Genomic DNA, 17,134 nt, shown 5'->3' with positions numbered 1-17,134 from the left:
GTATCCTTTTTATTCACTAACAACCTTCTTGTATTCCGCCACCGCCATCTTCTCCGCCAGATAGGCATTGATAAGGTTGGTATGCGCTTGTGTCCACGAAAGTTGTGCAGACAGCACATCAGCCATGCTGGAACGGCCTTCGTTGTAGGAGAAGGTGACGAGGTCGAGGTTTTCGTCGGCGAGGGCCATGTTGTCGCTGGCGGTGCGGACTTGCTGTTCCGTCTCCGTGAGCTTGGTGGTGGCTGCGGAGAGTTCCTCGAGGATGTTATCGGTGACAAGGCTTTGCTGCAACTTCTGCATGCCGATGTATGCTTGTTGCTGGCGGCTGGTCTTGAAGCGTGCACCCCAGCGGAAGATGGGGATGCTGACGTTGATGCCGGCAACGGGTGTATGGGGCACGTCCTGTCCCATGTAGGCGATGCCCGTGTCCCAGCCGGTGGCAAGGAACATGCTGACTTGCGGGTTGTAACGGCTGAGGGCGGCAAGGCGCTGTGCCCGGCTGCGGGCTATGTTGACGGAAGTGCTGGCATACTCGGCACGGCGGGGGAGGACCTCATCGAGGGAGAGGAGATGGACGGGGGCGATGGGGGTGTCAATCCCGGACAGGCTGTCTATCGGAGTATTGGGCGCTGCACCCATCAGAATGTTGAGTTGCTGAAGGGCGAGGGTGTGAGCCTGGCGGGCTTTAATGTATTGCAGTTCGGCCTCCTTGCGGCGGGTGGAAATCATCAGCAGATCGGTGCGGCTGATGGCGCCGTCGTTGAAGCGGTCCTGAATAAGGTCGTACTGGCGCTGGACGATGGAGAGGAAGGCAGCGGTAGCCTGAAGGCTGGCACGGGCGGCGGAGGCGTTCCAGTAGAGGGCATCGCTTTGATAATGTATTTGGTCGAGGGTGAGCTCGGTGGTCAGCTTGTCCAGTTCCTCGTCGGCTTGGGCCAGTTTCTTTTGGGCGATGAGCGAGCCGCCGGTGTAGAGGGGCTGCGTCAGGGTGGCAAGGGCTTGGTAGGTGTAGGGGCGGTAGTCCCCGGTGGGGCTGTTCCACTGGTCCAGGTGGTTGAGGTTGGCAGTGCCTTCGGCGGTGATGTCAATCTTGGGCAGGAAGCCGGTGGTGGCTATCTTGCGGGCCTGGGTGCTGGCAAATGTTTTCAGGTGTTGCTGTTTCAGAACTTGGCTGTATGCCTCCACTTTGGCGCGATAGGCGTCGGGGCTGAGGTATTGCTGTGCTCCGGCGCTCAGGCCGAGGCAGCAAAAGAGTGCTATGAATAAAATCTTTCTCATCATGATATGTATTTATTTGTTTTGGTAAATGATAATTTAGGGGACAGATACGCGGACGGTACGGACAAAGCGGACGAACGCGGAGTAACTTAAGGCTGAAAGCCTTTAATCTTATAGCCCAGGGCAACGCCCTGGGTATGCATGTCATTCATCTAACTTTGCGCCCTGTAAGGGCAAAAGCTTATATCATCTTATGCCCTTTCAGGGCGTAAATTATGGGACGTTCTTTAACCCAGGGCGTTGCCCTGGGCTATAAGATTAAAGGCTTTCAGCCTTAGTCTGTGCTATTCACCGAAAGGGTATCTTGCCGGGGCGATACGTCCCTAAATTCCCCTTCATCCTTTAATCTTATGTATAGCGCAGTAGGCCACCGGCAGTACGAACAGCGTCAGCGCTGAAGCAACCAGCAGTCCGCCCATAATCGTTGCCGCCATTCCGCCGAACATGGCGTCGAACAGCAGTGGTAGCATACCCAGAATGGTGGTGCCCGATGCCATCGCTACGGGTACGATGCGGCTCGTTGTGGCCGAAATGACTGCATCCAGTGGTGCCCGTCCGGCTTTGGTTTCCGTGTCGATCTGCTCTACCAACACGATGGCGTTCTTGATGTTCATACCGATCAGTCCCAGCAGGCCGAGGATGGAGAAGAAGTCGAACGACTTGCCCAGTAGCAATAGCCCCAGCACGATGCCGATAAAGATAAGCGGCAACATCAGCAGGATGACCACCGGCTTGCGATATGTGCGGAACAGGAACAGCAACGTGACGAACATCAGGAAGAACGTCAGCGGAAGGTTGGCGGCAAGGGCGGCATTGCTTTCCGCCTGGCTTTCCTGTTCGCCAAAGTACTTCATGGTGTAGCCCTCGGGTACGGGAATTTCCTCTTGCACTTGCTTCCACACACGGTTGAAGGCGGCAATGGCGTTCACTCCGCGGCGCGGGTCGGCTTGCGCCATCATCACCATCTGCCGGTTGTAATCCTTCACGTTGGAGAAGCGGTACTGGAAGTCGAATTGCGAGACGACCTGCTCCAGCGTTGTCGTCTCCTGCGCGGTGCCGAAGACGGGGAGCGTACGCAGATCGTTGATGCGCAACGAGTCGATGGTGTTGTCCTTCAGCAGGATGGGCAGCACTTGGTCACCCTGGCGATATTCGCCCAGCGTCATGCCGCTTGTCCCTATCTGGATGCTTTGCGCCATGCTTTGGCGGGAAACACCCAGCGGCTGGGCACGTTCGGGACTGTAGATGGGTCGCCATGTGGGTATCTTGTTGCCCCACGAGTTGCGCACGTTGATCAGCTCCGGGTCGCGGTGCATGATGTCCAGCGCACGATCGGTCAGCATCACCAGCGTATCTACATTGCCCCCGATGAAGCCGATTTCGATGGCGGCATCCACGGCGGGAGAGAGCTTGAAGAGTGTGGTGCGGGTGATGGCGTCGGGATAGTTTGCCTTCATGTAGGCATCCAGCGCTTCTTCGTACTCTTTGGTGTATTTGCTGTCGGTCAGCTCCACCAGGATATTGGCGAAGTTGGGCTTGGGACCTACGGAGGTGGAGGCCAGATAGTATCGCAGGGGCGTACTGCCGAAGGTGACGGAGACGCGCCGGACTTCCGGTTGTGCCAGCAGGTGCGCTTCCACTTTCTTCATCTCGCGTTCTACCTGGCGGATGCTGTAACCGTCGGGATAGAACACATCTGCACGGAAATACGGTTTGTCCAGTGAGGGGAAAAAGTTCTGCGGCATCAGCCCCATGACGATGAGCGAGACGACGAAGAGGCCGAAGACAACGGTCAGCGTCAGTGCCTTCCGCCGTATCAGCCCGGAGAGGATGGAAGCGAAGCGGTGGTAGAAAGGCTTATCGTACGGATCGCTACCAGTATCGGCCGGCTTGGCTTTCAGGATGAAGTTACCGAACGTAGTGGTCTGCGTCAGCGCCAGTACCCAGCTCATTCCCAGCGAGATGGCGAGCACCACGAACAGCGGTTTCACGATTTCGGCCACCGCCGATGGTGCCAGATACAAGGGCAGAAAGGAGCAGATGGCAATAAATGTTGCTCCCAGCAGCCCCCATTGCGGACCGGTGGCACCGTCTATCAAAGCCCGTCGGCGGCTCACACCGCGGGCAATGGCAATCTGCGCATTGTCCGTCACCACGATGGCATTGTCCACCAGCATCCCCATGGCGATGATGAAGCCTGCCAGCGACGTGCGGTTCAGCCCCACGCCCAGTAGGGACATGATGAGCAGCGTGCCTCCGATGGAGAAGACAAGCGATGAGCCGATGAGCACACCTGCCCGCATGCCCATCACCAGCATGATGATGACGATGACAATCAGGATGGACTCCACCAGGTTGATGATGAATCCGTTGTTTGCCTCGCGGGCAATGACGTTTTCGGGGTAGAGGCTTTCCAGTTCCAGGCCCACGGGGATGAGGGGGAGGAGCTCGGCCAGTTTTTGGTCTACCAGTTCGCCGGTCTTCACAACGTCCTTCGTCGGGTCGGTAGATACGCCGATGCCGATGGCGGGCCGTCCGTTGACGTGCATGATGTTGGCAGGCGGGTCCATATAGCCTTTCTCGATGACGGCAATGTCGCCTAACCTGACTTGTCCGCCGGAGGTGGTGATGACTTGGCGACGGATGTCGTCGACGGTGGTGTAGGTGCCGTTGGCCATGATGCGCAGTTGTTGCTCGCCGGCGCTGATCTCACCTGTGTTGATGATTTGGTTTTGCGACTGCAACAGGCTGGCCAGCTGCTTGGGGTCGATGCCCATTCCTGCCAGTTTGTTGACGGAGATGAAGATGTTGACCACCTCCGTCTGCGTGCCGAAGAGGGCAACCTTCATCACGCCCGGGGCTGTGATGACTTGCGTCTTGATACGTTCGGCCCAGTTGCGCATCTCTTCGTACGAGAAACCTTCGTCGCCGACGAGGCCGTAGTAGATGCCGAATACGTCGCCGAAGTCATCCGAAACCGTGGGCACGGAGGCGCCCGCCGGCAGCTGCGGCTGAATGTTGAGTACTTTCCGCCGCAGTTCGTCCCACTTTTGCGGGATGACATCGGCCGAGAGCGAGGGTTGCAGTTCGAAGGTGATCTTCGACAGGCCGTACTGCGACTCCGACTTTATCTTGTACACCCCGCTCATCGACTGTATTTCGCGGGAGATGGGTTCCGTGATGAGCCGTTCCACTTCTGCAGGCTCCGCACCCGGATAGCGCGTCATGATGACGGCGGACTTGATGACGAACGGTGCATCTTCCTTCTTTCCCAACCGGCCGAAGGACAGTATACCGCCCAGGAGCAGCACTGCGAGGAAGAAGTAGATAATCTTTGTATTGTCCAGTGAATATTTAGCTAAGTTCATAATGATATTTCTTTTATAAATGAGAATTTAGCGGGCGCAGCCTTAGGCTGAAAGCCCTTCATCTATCAGCCCAGGGCAACGCCCTGGGTAATAATGTGCCTCTATCTCTGCGCCCTGAAAGGGCATAAGATATAATACACAGGCTTTTGCCCTTTCAGGGCATAAGATGTGGGGGCGTTCTTAACCCCAGGGCGTTGCCCTGGGCTAATAGATGAAAGCCCTTCAGGCTTTACAGGGCAGGCAATCCGAATGGGAAACCTTGCTCCAGCGCTACGCTGGTTTAGTTCAGCACCTTTACTCTTTCCCCTTCCGTCAACTGATACACCCCTGCTATGACTACCGTTTCTCCCGGTTCCAATCCTCGGGAGACAAGCACGTTTGCTTCTCCTGTTGGGGAATATACCGTTACTTCACGACGAACGACCTGGCCGTCCTTCACCACCCACACATACGTCTTCCGGTTCTCACTGTCACCCCATACGGCACTCAGCGGAACATTCATCAATTTCTCTTCCAGGAAAGGAGCGATGTCCGAGGCAAGCTTTATCTTGCAGGTAAATCCCGGTTTCACATCGTACCGCGTGCGGTCGAAGGCCGGGTCATCCACGGCAACGGTCACCGGAATTCCCGTTCCGGCAGTCGAGATGTCAAGATACTCCTCCAACCGGGCACTGAATACGTTGTCCGGATAAGAGTCGAACACCACTTTGAACTTCGCATCTTTGGCACGCAACAGATAGAGATAATCATCGGGCACGGTGAACTTAATCCGCAGTTTCTGCGTGTTCACCAACTGCACGATACCCTCTCCGGAGGTCACCCGCTGGTAGTTCTCCACCAACCGCTTCTCAATGGAACCGTCGAACGGAGCCGTCAACCGCGTATCGCGCATGTTGTTTGTAGAGAGTTCGTAAGCCGATTTGGCTTTTTGATAATTGGCCATACTGATTTCGTACTCTTGTACGGAGATGGCCTGGCGCTGGAGCAATCGCTTGTTGCGTTCCACCTGTGCGGTGGCGGTTTCATACGCAGCCTTGTCGGCAGCATATTGCAGGGAGATGTCGCGTGGGTCGATGGCGGCAATCAGCTGTCCCCGCTTCACGCGCTGTCCCTCCACTACCGGAAGATTGACTACTTGTCCGCCGACGCGGAACGCCAGCCGGACGTACTCCACGGCTTCCACCATCCCGGAGAAGTCTTTCCGGATGACCGACTGTCCGTTCACCTGTGCCGTCTTCACCGGACGGACGGGAGCCGTGTCCGCCTCCTTCCTTTGCCCGCACGACGCGACAATCAACGCCGTGCCAAGGGCGAATAGAAACATCTTTTTCATTCTGATACAAGTATATAGTTATTCGTTTAGGTATACGTAGAAACATAAAACCGGAAAAACAACGAATTGTTTTCCCGGTTACTGCATAAAATGATTCTTCTTATCCTTTATTTAAAGCATCATAGCAATTTGTTTCTCTAAAGCCTGCTTAATAAATGCATTGATAGAAAGACCTGCTCGTTTCGCAAAAAATCAGATAGTCATCTACTGCCTGATGAAATGCTGCAGTAAGTTCCTTAACGCTTTCTCCTTCAAAATTCACAAGCCCGTTTATGCCTTCTATCTTGCCGAAAAAGACATTGTCTTTTTCGCTGAAGTTTACCGAACCGATATAGCCTTTGTAACTTAATGTATTCATATCTTCCTCCTTATTTTATAAATCCTGCTTCTCTATTCTTTTCTACCTTCAGTGGACTGAGGGATTTTTACGTTCTCCCCTTGTTTCAGCACATATCTTTCTCCGTAAACTTGCACCTCCACTTCCTGCCCGGCTGTGAGCGAGATTTCTATCTCCTTGCCCACCTGCATCCGTATCGTCCTTCCCTGATAATTCAACTGGAACGAGTAACAGCTCCACTTCTGTGGAATAACGGGTGCGAAGCACAGCCGGCAGCCCAGCACCTGCATACCGGCAAAGCCGCGCACAATGGCGAGCCACGAACCCGGCATGGAGGTGATGTGCAGCCCCTGGTCGGCCTCGTTGTTGTAGTCGTCCAGGTCGAGGCGGGTGGCATGAAGGAACAGTTGGTAGGCTTTCTCCACACGTCCGATGCGGGCGGCCAGGATGGAGTGGATGTGTGGCGAGAGTGACGACTCGTGCACCGTCATTGGCTCGTAGAACTCGAAGTTGCGGCGGATGGTGTCTATGTCGAAGTGGAAGTTGTAAAGGTACATGCCCAGCAGGACGTCACTCTGTTTGATGTAGCACGAGCGCAGAATACGGTCCCACGACCAGTGCTGGTTGATGGGCCGCTCTTCGGGCGGAATGGCTTCGACGGTTTGCAGGTGCTTGTCCAGGTAGCCGTCGTCCTGCACGAAGATGCCGCGTGCCGGATCTTCCGGCAGGTAGAGGTTTTCGATGATATTGCGCCACTGCTCGCTTTCGTGCTGCTGGTCGAAGACGGTGAGGCGGCGTACGCGGGCATATTCGTCGGGATAGCGGTCGGCAATGAGTTCGATGTAGTGCAGCGTCATTGCCAGGCAACGCTGGCACGAGTAATTGGTGTACCAGTTGTTGTTTACGTTGTTCTCGTACTCGTCCGGGCCGGTCACGCCGAGGATGACGTACTTCTGCTTTGCTTCCGAGAAAGATACCCGCTGGGCCCAGAAGCGGCAGACGGCTATCATCACCTCCAACCCGTAGCGTGCTATATAGGTCAGCGACCCGGTGTAGACCGCGTGCTGTATGATGGCGAAGACGATGATGTTGTTGCGGTGCACCTCCTCAAAGGTTATTTCCCATTCGCTGTGGCACTCTTCGCCGTTGTTGGTCACCTGCGGAAACAGCGCTGCACCGCCCGTGAAGCCCAGTTTCCGTGCATTCTCTATCGCCTTGGGCAACTGGTTGTAGCGGTATATCAGCAGGTTCTTCACCACTTCTCTGGGAGTGGACAGCAGGAAGAACGGCACGCAACACAACTCGGTGTTCCAATAAGTATTGCCGCCATACTTCTCTCCGGTGAAACCTTTCGGACCGATGTTCAGCCGCGGGTCATCCCCCCGATACGTCTGATAGAGCTGGAAAATGTTGTATCGGATGCCTTGTTGCGCTTCCGGGTCTCCCTCGATGACGACGTCGGTCTCGTCCCAAATCATTTGCCAGGATTGGCGGTGCTCCTCCAGCAGGGCGTCCCAGCCTATGGTTTTGGCCTGGCGGGCCTGGGCGATGGATTGCTCTATTAGTTCGTGCCGTTCGTGATAGAGTGAAGAGACGATGGCTACGTATTTCACAAGGGTTACGGTGTCGCCCGGTTTTGCGTCGGTACCTACGCTGAAGCCCGTTTGCTTCTCCTTTTCGATGCGTATGGGGTTGGGGATGGTCTCCCGGTTGTTCTTGAAAAATTGGTAGGTCATGGCATAGCATACTTGTGCATCTTCCCGGCGGGTCTGAGTCCATAAGTAGGCACAATCGGCAGTGGCGCCAGAGCGCAGGATGTTCCATATCTTCTCGCCCGGATGCTCGGTGTCGTTCATTATATTCCCGTCGAGAATAGGTACCAGGGATATCTTGCCGGTATAGTTGAGGGAGGTGACACTGTATTTTATCAGGCAGAGGTCGGGACGTGCCATGTCTGTGACGTGTTCTACGTGGAGGCGTAACTTGTTTCCACGGGGCGAGGTCACTTCTACGTCTCGGTAGGAGATGCCTGCTTTCATGTCCAGTCGGCGACAGAAGCTGTCTACGTCCCACTGCGCCAGGTCCAGTTCCTCGTCTATGAGGCGGAGGCTGATGAGGCTCCAGTCGGCGGCATTGGGGATGCGGGTGTAGTAGGCGGGGAAGCCGTTCTTCCACCAGCCTACGCGGGTCTTGTCCAGGAAGGTGATGCCGGCAACGAACGAGCCGCGGTATGAGTCGCTACTGTAAGGCTCCTCAAAGTTTCCCCGTTGCCCGAAGCGTCCGTTTCCGAGGCTGAATATACTTTCCGACATCCGCTGGTGGTCGGCATGAAAACTGTCTTCGATGATGTTCCATTCATCCGTTTTAAGGTATCTTTTCATGATGTGTGCTTCTCTGGTTATCGCGGTAAAGATAAACAAATCTGCGGATAAATGAACTACTTCTTTTCGTCTCCTTTCGTCTCTTTAATTAAATATACACAGACGGCACCTACGATCAGCATCACGCCTGCCGTCACCAGCATATTGATTTCGGGGGGAAGTGCTCCCTTCGGGGTGTACAAGGCAAGAATCGTTCCGCCCAAAGCTGCCGCTACAATCTGCGGGATGCAGATAGTGCCGTTGAACAGTCCCAGGTAGGTGCCCATGTGTCCGCCGCTCAGCGCATTCGTCAGGATGGTGAAAGGCAATGCTAGCATGGCCGCCCATGCGCAACCTATCAGTACGAAAGAGACAAACAGCATGTACTGGTTGTGTACGAAATAAGTTGAAATGAAACCTATACCACCCAGCACCAGACTGAGGGAGTAAACGAAGCGGCGGTCTTTGAACATCGGTATGCAGATGGCCCAAAGCACGGAACCGATGGCTTGAACGGCAAAAAGCACACCTACCCAGTTGGCAGCTTCCTGGTATTGCAGGCTCTTGGTGTCGAGCACAATCTTGCTGACTCCATTCACCAGATGCTCTACGGTAGGTGCATCGAATACATTGGCAGCAATACTGCCGTTGGTGTACGTCCACATAAACATAAAGGCAAACCAGCAGAAGAACTGTACCAAGCCTACCGTCCAGAACGCCTTCGGTGCTTTGACAAGCAGCTTCAACATATTAATCTTTTCATGTTCCTCCTCTTCGCTGATGCCATGATATTCGGCATATTCGGCAGGCGGCATCTCCTTCACCTTCACTGTGGTGTAGATGACGCAAAGAATCAGGATGGCAGCTCCGATATAGAAGGAGTAAATCACCGAGTCGGGCACCACGCCCTGCGGCGCTGTGTTGCTGATGCCCACCCATGCAAAGATGAACGGGAAAAGATAACCCACCAGGCTGCCGGCGTTGCACAGAAAACTCTGAATGGAGTAGGCGAGTCCTTTTTGCTTTTCGTTCACCATGTCGCCCACCATCATCTTGAAAGGCTGCATGGCCATGTTGATGGAGGTGTCGAGGAACATCAACGATACCAATCCAAAGATCATGGCTGTGCTCACCGCCATGCCCAGGCTACCCGCATTAGGAAGCAGGCACATCACCAGTACGGCAACCAGCGAACCGATAAACAAATAAGGGATGCGCCGTCCGAAGCGTGTCCACGTCTTGTCGCTGGCGGCACCTACGATAGGTTGTACCACGATACCGGCCAATGGCGGCAATATCCAGAAGTAACTCAGGTTATGCGGGTCTGCACCCAGCGTAGAGAAAATACGGCTGATGTTTGCACTTTGCAAGGCGTACGCTATCTGTACGCCGAAAAAACCAAAGCTGATGTTCCACAGCTTCCAGAAACTTAAATCGGGTTTTACTTTCATGATATTTTTTATTTATTATTTCGTTGTTCCTCTCACTACGAGATTGGTTCTGACAATCATATTAGAGCTCTTTTCCTCACCTTCCAGCTTGCTTATCAGAATGCAGAAAGCGCTTTTCCCCACTTCTTCGCCATGTTGTTCCACAGTCGTCAGTTTCGGGTCGGTACTTTGTGCAATGGCTCCATCGGTAAATCCGCAGATAGATACTTCGTCCGGAACTTTCGCGCCTACCAGCTTGCAGGCATAGAGGATGCCCGATGCCGTTTCGTCGTTGATGGCAAAGAAACCATCGGGGCGGTTCTCGCTTTCCAGCAGGTCGGGAGTGATGGCGATGGCACGTTCGCGGGTGTCGCACAACAGTATCATGCTGTCGTCTACCGGAATCTTGTACTTCTTCATGGCATCCAGATAGCCGTTGCGGCGGTTCTTGGTGATTTCCAGATGGGGGGCGGCACCGTAGAAGAGGATGCGCTTGCATCCGGTCTGTATCATGTACTCCACGGCGGCGAAGGAACCGGCATAATCGTCCACCACTACGCGCTCGGTTTTCAGTCCCGTGCAGATGCGGTCGTAGAAGACGATGGGAATATCGTTGTCCAGCAATTCCTGGTAATGGTCGTATTGGGAAGTGTCTTTGGCAAGGGAAGTAATCACTCCGCAGACGCGGGCGGCAAGGAAGGAATGTACTATTTTTACTTCCTGCTCGTACGATTCGTTGCTCTGTGCCACGATGATGTTGTAGCCGGCTTCGGCTGCTGCTTTCTCAATGCCGCTCAGTACGCACGAAAAGAAGTGGTGCACCAACTGAGGAATAATCACTCCGATGGTATTGCTGCGGCTAGCTCGGAGATTCACGGCAAGTGAGTTGGGCTTGTAATTATGCTCGCGTGCGTAGGCATGGATCATGTCACGGGTCTCTTGGCTGATGTCCGGGTTGTCTTTCAGCGCCCTCGACACCGTGGAGGGGGAGACATTCAACGCCCGGGCAATATCCTTGATGGTTATCTGCGGTTTATTCATGGTATTTCTAAAGTTTCAGCCAAAGGTAATATAAAACCGTAAGCAGTACAAATATGCTTACTGATTTTACTGCAAAAATAGCGGAATGCTACAAATGTCTCTTATCTATTGAGGATTATTGGGTTATAAGATTGTGCAAACGATTGCGTATCGTTGTTCTTTGACAATATAAAATGTAATTAGGTCGATATCTTCTAATTTCTTATATTTGCGAAACACTAAAATTTGTTGCTATGAGATACATGAAGTTTTTTACTTTTTCTTTCTGCATTGCTTTTACGATATTAGCATGCAGCAATCATAATGGGACAGCCCCCAATACCGGCGGACTTCCTGATGACGAGGATACCCCTACTACTACTTTTGCCAAAGGTGCCGACATCAGTTGGGTGACCGAAATGGAGCATAAGGGAATGAAGTTCTACAATGCTTCCGGCGTGGAGACTGATTGTTTTCGGCTGATGAAGGAGCTTGGGCTGGATGCTGTCCGTCTCAGGGTATGGGTTGATCCTAAAGAACACGATAATTGGTGCAATACAGCCGATCTGGTAGCAAAGGCCAAGCGTGCCAAAGATTTAGGGATGGATGTGATGGTCGATTTCCATTACAGTGACTGGTGGGCCGACCCCGCCCAACAAAACAAGCCTGCATCCTGGGTAGGCAAAAATTTGGCAGACTTGAAGAAAGCGCTTGGTGAGCATACAGTAAGTGTGCTTCAGGCATTGAAAACGGCTGGAGTCACGCCTAAATGGGTACAGGTGGGCAATGAAATCCGTCCGGGCATGTTGTGGGATAAAGACGTAGCTTTGAGCGGTGCATCCTATGATGTAACAGAACGTGAATTGAAAGATGCTCCGGCAAATGCTTCTAATAAAGTGATATATCCCATGAACTGGGCTAATCTTGGTGCTTTTGTCGCTACTGGCTATAATGCTGTAAAGTCGGTTTTTGCCGATGCCATTGTTATTGTTCACTTGGACAATGGATGGGACCGTGATTTGTTCAATTGGTTCTTTGACGAATTGAAGAAGAACGGCGGTAAGTGGGATATGATAGGCATGTCACTTTATCCTTACTGGTCACGTGATGCTAAAGAGAACTATACAGCCGATGCCATTATTACGGACTGCATCGAAAATATAAATGCGCTGAGTGCCAAATACAACTGTGATGTGATGGTGGTAGAGACCGGTATGGAATGTGCCGACGATTACGGAAAGCTGGCAAGTACATCTGTCTTGGCTGAAGGGAAGAGGCAGCTGGCCCGCATCCTGAAAGAGTGTCGTGAGAATACCAATGGACGCTGCAAAGGCGTGTTCTACTGGGAACCGGAATGTAGACCGGGACAGTACCGGTTAGGAGCATTTACCGAGGATGGCCGTCCTACTGTGATAATGGATGCTTTTAAATAATAATACTGATTCAAAATCATTAGACTGAAAAATGAAGAAGACATTATTCATTTTATCTTGCTGCGCCCTCTTTTCGCTGGGGACTATGGCGCAGCGTACAGAAACTTTGCTGGAAAAGAACTGGAAGTTTACCAAGGGAGACGTAGCGGAAGCGCTACAGACAGATTTCGACGACGGCAAGTGGGAAACAGTAACTATTCCTCATGATTGGGCTATCTTTGGCCCTTTCGACCGTAATAACGATTTGCAGGAGGTGGCAGTTACGCAAAACTTCGAAAAGGCGGCTTCTGTGAAGACCGGGCGTACCGGGGGGTTGCCGTATGTGGGCGTCGGCTGGTATCGCAGAGGATTCGATGCTCCTGCCGGCAAGCAGGTGACTTTGGTCTTTGACGGTGCCATGAGTGAGGCCCGTGTCTATGTCAACGGAAAAGAAGCTTGTTTCTGGCCTTTCGGCTACAATTCTTTTCATTGTGATGTTACGGACTTGCTGAACGGTGACGGCAAAGACAATGTGTTGGCTGTCCGGTTGGAGAACAAGCCCCAGTCTTCCCGCTGGTATCCGGGGGCTGGTCTGTACCGTAATGTCCGTCTGGTGGTGACGGAGCGTGTTCATGTACCGGTTTGGGGCACACAACTTACCACTCCCCATGTTTCCGGCGAATATGCCTCTGTACGTCTGCTTACGACGGTTGAGGGAGCCGGTGACAAAGAAATCCGTATGCTGACGGATATTGTTTCGCCCGACGGAAAGGTGGTCGCCACGAAAGATAATACCCGTAAGATAAATCACGGACAACCGTTCGAGCAGAACTTCCTGGTGAATGCTCCTTCATTATGGTCGCCCGAGACACCTTATTTATATAAGGCAATATCTAAAATCTACGTCGATGGCAAGCAGACCGATGAATACACCACCCGTTTCGGTATTCGCAGTATCGAGATTGTGGCGGATAAAGGTTTCTTCCTGAATGGCAAACATCGCAAGTTTCAGGGAGTATGCAACCATCATGATTTGGGCCCGTTGGGCGCTGCCGTCAATGTGGCTGCTCTCCGCCGTCAGCTTACTTTGTTGAAAGATATGGGGTGCGATGCTGTTCGTACTTCCCATAATATGCCTGCACCCGAGTTGGTGGAACTCTGCGATGAAATGGGCTTCATGATGATGGTGGAACCGTTCGATGAATGGGATATTGCCAAATGTGAGAATGGCTATCACCGCTATTTCGGCGAATGGGCCGAAAAGGATATGGTGAATATGTTGCGTCATTATCGCAATCATCCCAGTGTGGTGATGTGGAGTATCGGCAATGAAGTTCCCACCCAATGCAGCCCCGAAGGGTATAAAGTCGCTTCTTTCCTGCAGGACATCTGCCATCGCGAAGATCCGACGCGCCCCGTAACTTGCGGCATGGATCAAGTTTCTTGTGTGCTTGCCAATGGCTTTGCGGCGATGATTGATGTGCCGGGACTTAACTATCGTGCTCATCGCTATGTGGAGTCATACGAGAATCTGCCTCAGAATATAGTGCTTGGTTCGGAAACGGCTTCTACAGTCAGTTCGCGCGGTGTTTATAAATTCCCGGTAGAGAAACGTGCCAGTATGAAGTATGATGACCATCAATGCTCCGGCTACGATGTGGAGTGCTGCTCCTGGTCTAATATTCCTGATGTGGATTTCGCTTTGGCGGATGACTATAATTGGACTATCGGTCAGTTCGTCTGGACGGGCTTCGATTATCTGGGCGAACCGTCTCCTTACGATACGGATGCCTGGCCCAGTCATAGTTCCGTGTTCGGCATTATCGACTTGGCAAGTCTGCCCAAAGACCGTTACTATTTGTATCGCAGCGTGTGGAACAAGCAGGCGAATACGTTGCACGTTCTGCCGCATTGGACGTGGCCGGGCAGGGAAGGGGAGGATACGCCCGTCTTTGTTTATACCAGCTATCCCAGTGCCGAACTGTTTGTCAACGGGAAGAGTTATGGTAAACAACGCAAGCTTACTGCCGATGAAAGCCGCGCTTTGGAAGGGAAAGACTCTCTTGCCTTGCAGCGCCGGTATCGTCTGATGTGGATGGATGTTCCTTATGAACCGGGCGAGGTAAAAGTCGTTGCTTACGATGCTTCCGGTAAGCCTGCCGAAGAGAAAGTGATCCGTACCGCCGGTAAGCCCCATCATCTGGAAGTCATTGCCGACCGTACGCAGCTATCTGCCGATGGCAAGGACTTGGCATACATCACTGTTCGCGTGGTCGATAAAGACGGTAACCTTTGTCCGGCAGACAATCGCATGGTGACTTTCTCTGTAAAAGGTGCCGGACGATACCGTGCCGCCGCCAACGGCGATGCCACCAGCCTCGATTTATTCCATTTGCCCAAGATGCCTGCTTTCAGCGGCCAGCTTACGGCTATTGTACAAAGTGGAGAACAGGCTGGTGAGATTGTGTTTGAGGCGAAGGCTAAAGGTGTAAAATCCGGAAAACTGGTGTTGCGTACTTCGGTGGATAAAAGAGATTAGCTAATAATCCTTATTCCCTAATGGCGTATTGGGAATAATTTCCTACTTTTGTGTATTACTAACAGAAAAGTAGGAAATTATGAACGATATGACGATTCCTTATGCTATAGCCGACTTCGTGGAGATGCGCGAGCGTGGCTTTTATTATGTGGATAAGACACGGTTTATCGCTGAACTGGAACGTTATAAGGCTCCCGTCTTTCTTCGCCCGCGCCGTTTCGGCAAGAGTCTGTTGATTTCCACTTTGTCTTATTATTACGATCTGAATGAGGCTGAACGTTTTGAATTCCTCTATGGCGGTCTGTATATAGGCAGTCATCCCACCAAAGAGCGCAATCAGTATATGGTGTTGCGTTTCAACTTCTCTGCCATGGTAATGAGCAACAATATAGAGGAGTTGGAACGTAACTTCAATAATTTGAATTGTGGCCCGATAGAGCTGCTGGTAAGGAGCGAACATCGTTATGCCCGTTATTTCAAAGGTTTTGCTTTCCGTGATTTACGTAATGCCTCTTCCATGCTGGAGGATATCATGAACTGGATAAAGGCAAACCGGCTTCCTAAGCTTTATATTCTAATCGATGAGTATGACAACTTCACCAACCAGTTGCTTACCGCCTTTAAAGATCCTCTGTATGAGAACATCACCACCGGTGACAGCTTTCTGCGTACTTTCTTCAAAACCATCAAGAAAGGCATTGATGAAGGCAGCACACGTTCCTGCTTCTGCACGGGCGTGCTGCCCGTCACGATGGACGACTTGACCAGTGGCTACAACATTGCCGAAATCCTGACCCTCGAACCTACGTTCACCGAAATGCTGGGCTTCAACCACGACGAGGCATCCACTTACTTGCGTTATGTGGTAGATAAATATGGCAATGGTGAAGACCGTTTTGACGAACTTTGGCAACTTATCCTGAATAATTACGACGGCTATCGCTTCTTGCCGAATGCCCGTCCGCTTTTCAACTCCACCATACTGACCTACTTCTTCAAGAAGTTTGCCGTGAACAACGGCGAGATTCCGCCGGAAATGATAGACGAGAACTTGCGTACAGACATTGGCTGGATACGCCGACTTACCATCACGCTGGATAATGCCCGTGAAATGCTGGACGCTCTGCTGATAGATGGTGAGTTGGCCTATTCCCAGCCCGACCTGCGCAGTAAGTTTAATAAGCAGAAGTTCTTCGACAAGCAGTTCTATCCGATAAGCCTTTATTATCTGGGGATGACGACACTGAAGAATGGTTTTAAGATGGCTTTGCCCAATCTCACCATGCGCAGCATCTTCATGGATTATTTCAATGACATGAATAAAGTGAGCAGTGATGCGCGCCGTTACGTTCCGGCTTATGAGCATTTTGTAACGAAGGACCGCCAACTCGAACCTCTTGTCCGCAATTACTTCGAGGAGTATCTCGGTCAATTCCCTGCTCAGGTATTCGACAAGGTGAACGAGAACTTCATCCGTTGTTCATTCTTCGAACTTTGCAGCCGCTACCTGAGCGATTACTACACCTTCGCCCTGGAGCAGAACCTCCCTTCGGGGCGTGCCGACCTGGTGCTGACGGGCATTCCCGGTACCGATTTCCACAACGATTGCCGGGTAGTGGAGTTCAAATACTTTAAAATGGGTGAAGCCTCCCACTTGGAAGCACTGACAGCTCCTGCAGATAGTGATGCGGCACAGGTTTGTAGTTATGCTACTGATATCAACCGTCAGTTCCCTGCTTATAAGATACGGAAATATGTAGTCTATATCGCTGGTAACAAGACTTTCAAGGTTTGGGAGGTATGGTGAATGTGCTACATGCTGATTCAAAAATAAACCAGGTTTTTTAATGTCACTACCAGCACTCCGTCACTAATGCTTATAAGCTATTGACAGATAAACGTTTAACCAGTGTTGGTAAGCGTGTTGGTAGCGTGACGGTAAATGGTTACCGTCACGCTTTTTTGAGCAAATAGTTGTCTGACTCTTATTGTAATTCCTTTATATATAGCTCTTTCCATCTCTTTTTGTCATCTTTTCTAAATAGAGCTAAATAACT

Annotated in this window: 10 protein-coding genes; 3 read left to right on the top strand and 7 right to left on the bottom strand. The window is 52.0% G+C overall.

Annotation, left to right across the window (positions count from 1 at the left end):
- Positions 1-9: 9 nt before the first annotated feature.
- The 7 genes from AAE250_RS15680 to AAE250_RS15650 all read right to left on the bottom strand — a co-directional run bounded on the left by AAE250_RS15680 (position 10) and on the right by AAE250_RS15650 (position 11,147).
- The gene (locus AAE250_RS15680) at positions 10-1,278 is read right to left on the bottom strand and encodes a TolC family protein (protein ID WP_446715767.1); all 1,269 of its coding nucleotides are present in this window, start codon (positions 1,276-1,278) and stop codon (positions 10-12) included.
- A 335-nt stretch (positions 1,279-1,613) separates the two neighbouring features.
- Positions 1,614-4,646, bottom strand: coding sequence for an efflux RND transporter permease subunit (locus AAE250_RS15675; protein ID WP_294599838.1), 3,033 nt, complete (start codon positions 4,644-4,646; stop codon positions 1,614-1,616).
- 280 nt (positions 4,647-4,926) lie between these two features.
- Positions 4,927-5,979, bottom strand: a complete 1,053-nt coding sequence (locus AAE250_RS15670; protein ID WP_294599835.1) for an efflux RND transporter periplasmic adaptor subunit — start codon at positions 5,977-5,979, stop codon at positions 4,927-4,929.
- 148 nt (positions 5,980-6,127) lie between these two features.
- Complete coding sequence (locus AAE250_RS15665; RefSeq protein ID WP_294599832.1) at positions 6,128-6,337, bottom strand: type II toxin-antitoxin system HicB family antitoxin; 210 nt, start codon at positions 6,335-6,337, stop codon at positions 6,128-6,130.
- Positions 6,338-6,369: 32 nt separating this feature from the next.
- Positions 6,370-8,697: a family 65 glycosyl hydrolase domain-containing protein gene (locus AAE250_RS15660; RefSeq protein ID WP_294599830.1), complete on the bottom strand. Its 2,328-nt coding sequence runs from the start codon at positions 8,695-8,697 to the stop codon at positions 6,370-6,372.
- Positions 8,698-8,753: 56 nt separating this feature from the next.
- Positions 8,754-10,127 carry an SLC45 family MFS transporter gene (locus AAE250_RS15655; RefSeq protein WP_294599827.1) on the bottom strand — a complete coding sequence of 458 codons (1,374 nt, stop codon included), beginning with the start codon at positions 10,125-10,127 and terminating at the stop codon, positions 8,754-8,756.
- Positions 10,128-10,142: 15 nt separating this feature from the next.
- A complete protein-coding gene (locus AAE250_RS15650) occupies positions 10,143-11,147 on the bottom strand; it encodes a LacI family DNA-binding transcriptional regulator (protein ID WP_294599824.1) in 1,005 nt (334 codons plus the stop codon).
- 233 nt (positions 11,148-11,380) lie between these two features.
- Between AAE250_RS15650 and AAE250_RS15645 the strand changes: the two genes are divergently transcribed.
- From AAE250_RS15645 to AAE250_RS15635, 3 genes are all read left to right on the top strand, one after another.
- Entirely contained in the window at positions 11,381-12,559 is a 1,179-nt protein-coding gene (locus tag AAE250_RS15645) for a glycoside hydrolase family 53 protein (RefSeq protein WP_294599821.1), read from the top strand.
- A 31-nt stretch (positions 12,560-12,590) separates the two neighbouring features.
- Positions 12,591-15,077, top strand: a complete 2,487-nt coding sequence (locus tag AAE250_RS15640) for a glycoside hydrolase family 2 TIM barrel-domain containing protein (protein WP_294599818.1) — start codon at positions 12,591-12,593, stop codon at positions 15,075-15,077.
- Between the two features lie 79 nt (positions 15,078-15,156).
- Positions 15,157-16,884, top strand: coding sequence for an ATP-binding protein (locus AAE250_RS15635; protein WP_294599815.1), 1,728 nt, complete (start codon positions 15,157-15,159; stop codon positions 16,882-16,884).
- The last annotated feature ends 250 nt before the right edge of the window (positions 16,885-17,134 follow it).

The organism is Bacteroides sp. GD17, assembly GCF_038448625.1.
In the GTDB taxonomy this organism is placed as follows: domain Bacteria; phylum Bacteroidota; class Bacteroidia; order Bacteroidales; family Bacteroidaceae; genus Bacteroides.
This window is presented reverse-complemented; position numbering and strand designations above follow the sequence as displayed.

What these genes read in the sequence shown, in the direction of transcription:
- AAE250_RS15680 (WP_446715767.1), bottom strand. Translation starts at nt 1,278, where the DNA reads ATGAGAAAGATTTTATTCATAGCACTCTTTTGCTGCCTCGGCCTGAGC.
- AAE250_RS15675 (WP_294599838.1), bottom strand. Translation starts at nt 4,646, where the DNA reads ATGAACTTAGCTAAATATTCACTGGACAATACAAAGATTATCTACTTC.
- AAE250_RS15670 (WP_294599835.1), bottom strand. Translation starts at nt 5,979, where the DNA reads ATGAAAAAGATGTTTCTATTCGCCCTTGGCACGGCGTTGATTGTCGCG.
- AAE250_RS15665 (WP_294599832.1), bottom strand. Translation starts at nt 6,337, where the DNA reads ATGAATACATTAAGTTACAAAGGCTATATCGGTTCGGTAAACTTCAGC.
- AAE250_RS15660 (WP_294599830.1), bottom strand. Translation starts at nt 8,697, where the DNA reads ATGAAAAGATACCTTAAAACGGATGAATGGAACATCATCGAAGACAGT.
- AAE250_RS15655 (WP_294599827.1), bottom strand. Translation starts at nt 10,127, where the DNA reads ATGAAAGTAAAACCCGATTTAAGTTTCTGGAAGCTGTGGAACATCAGC.
- AAE250_RS15650 (WP_294599824.1), bottom strand. Translation starts at nt 11,147, where the DNA reads ATGAATAAACCGCAGATAACCATCAAGGATATTGCCCGGGCGTTGAAT.
- AAE250_RS15645 (WP_294599821.1), top strand. Translation starts at nt 11,381, where the DNA reads ATGAGATACATGAAGTTTTTTACTTTTTCTTTCTGCATTGCTTTTACG.
- AAE250_RS15640 (WP_294599818.1), top strand. Translation starts at nt 12,591, where the DNA reads ATGAAGAAGACATTATTCATTTTATCTTGCTGCGCCCTCTTTTCGCTG.
- AAE250_RS15635 (WP_294599815.1), top strand. Translation starts at nt 15,157, where the DNA reads ATGAACGATATGACGATTCCTTATGCTATAGCCGACTTCGTGGAGATG.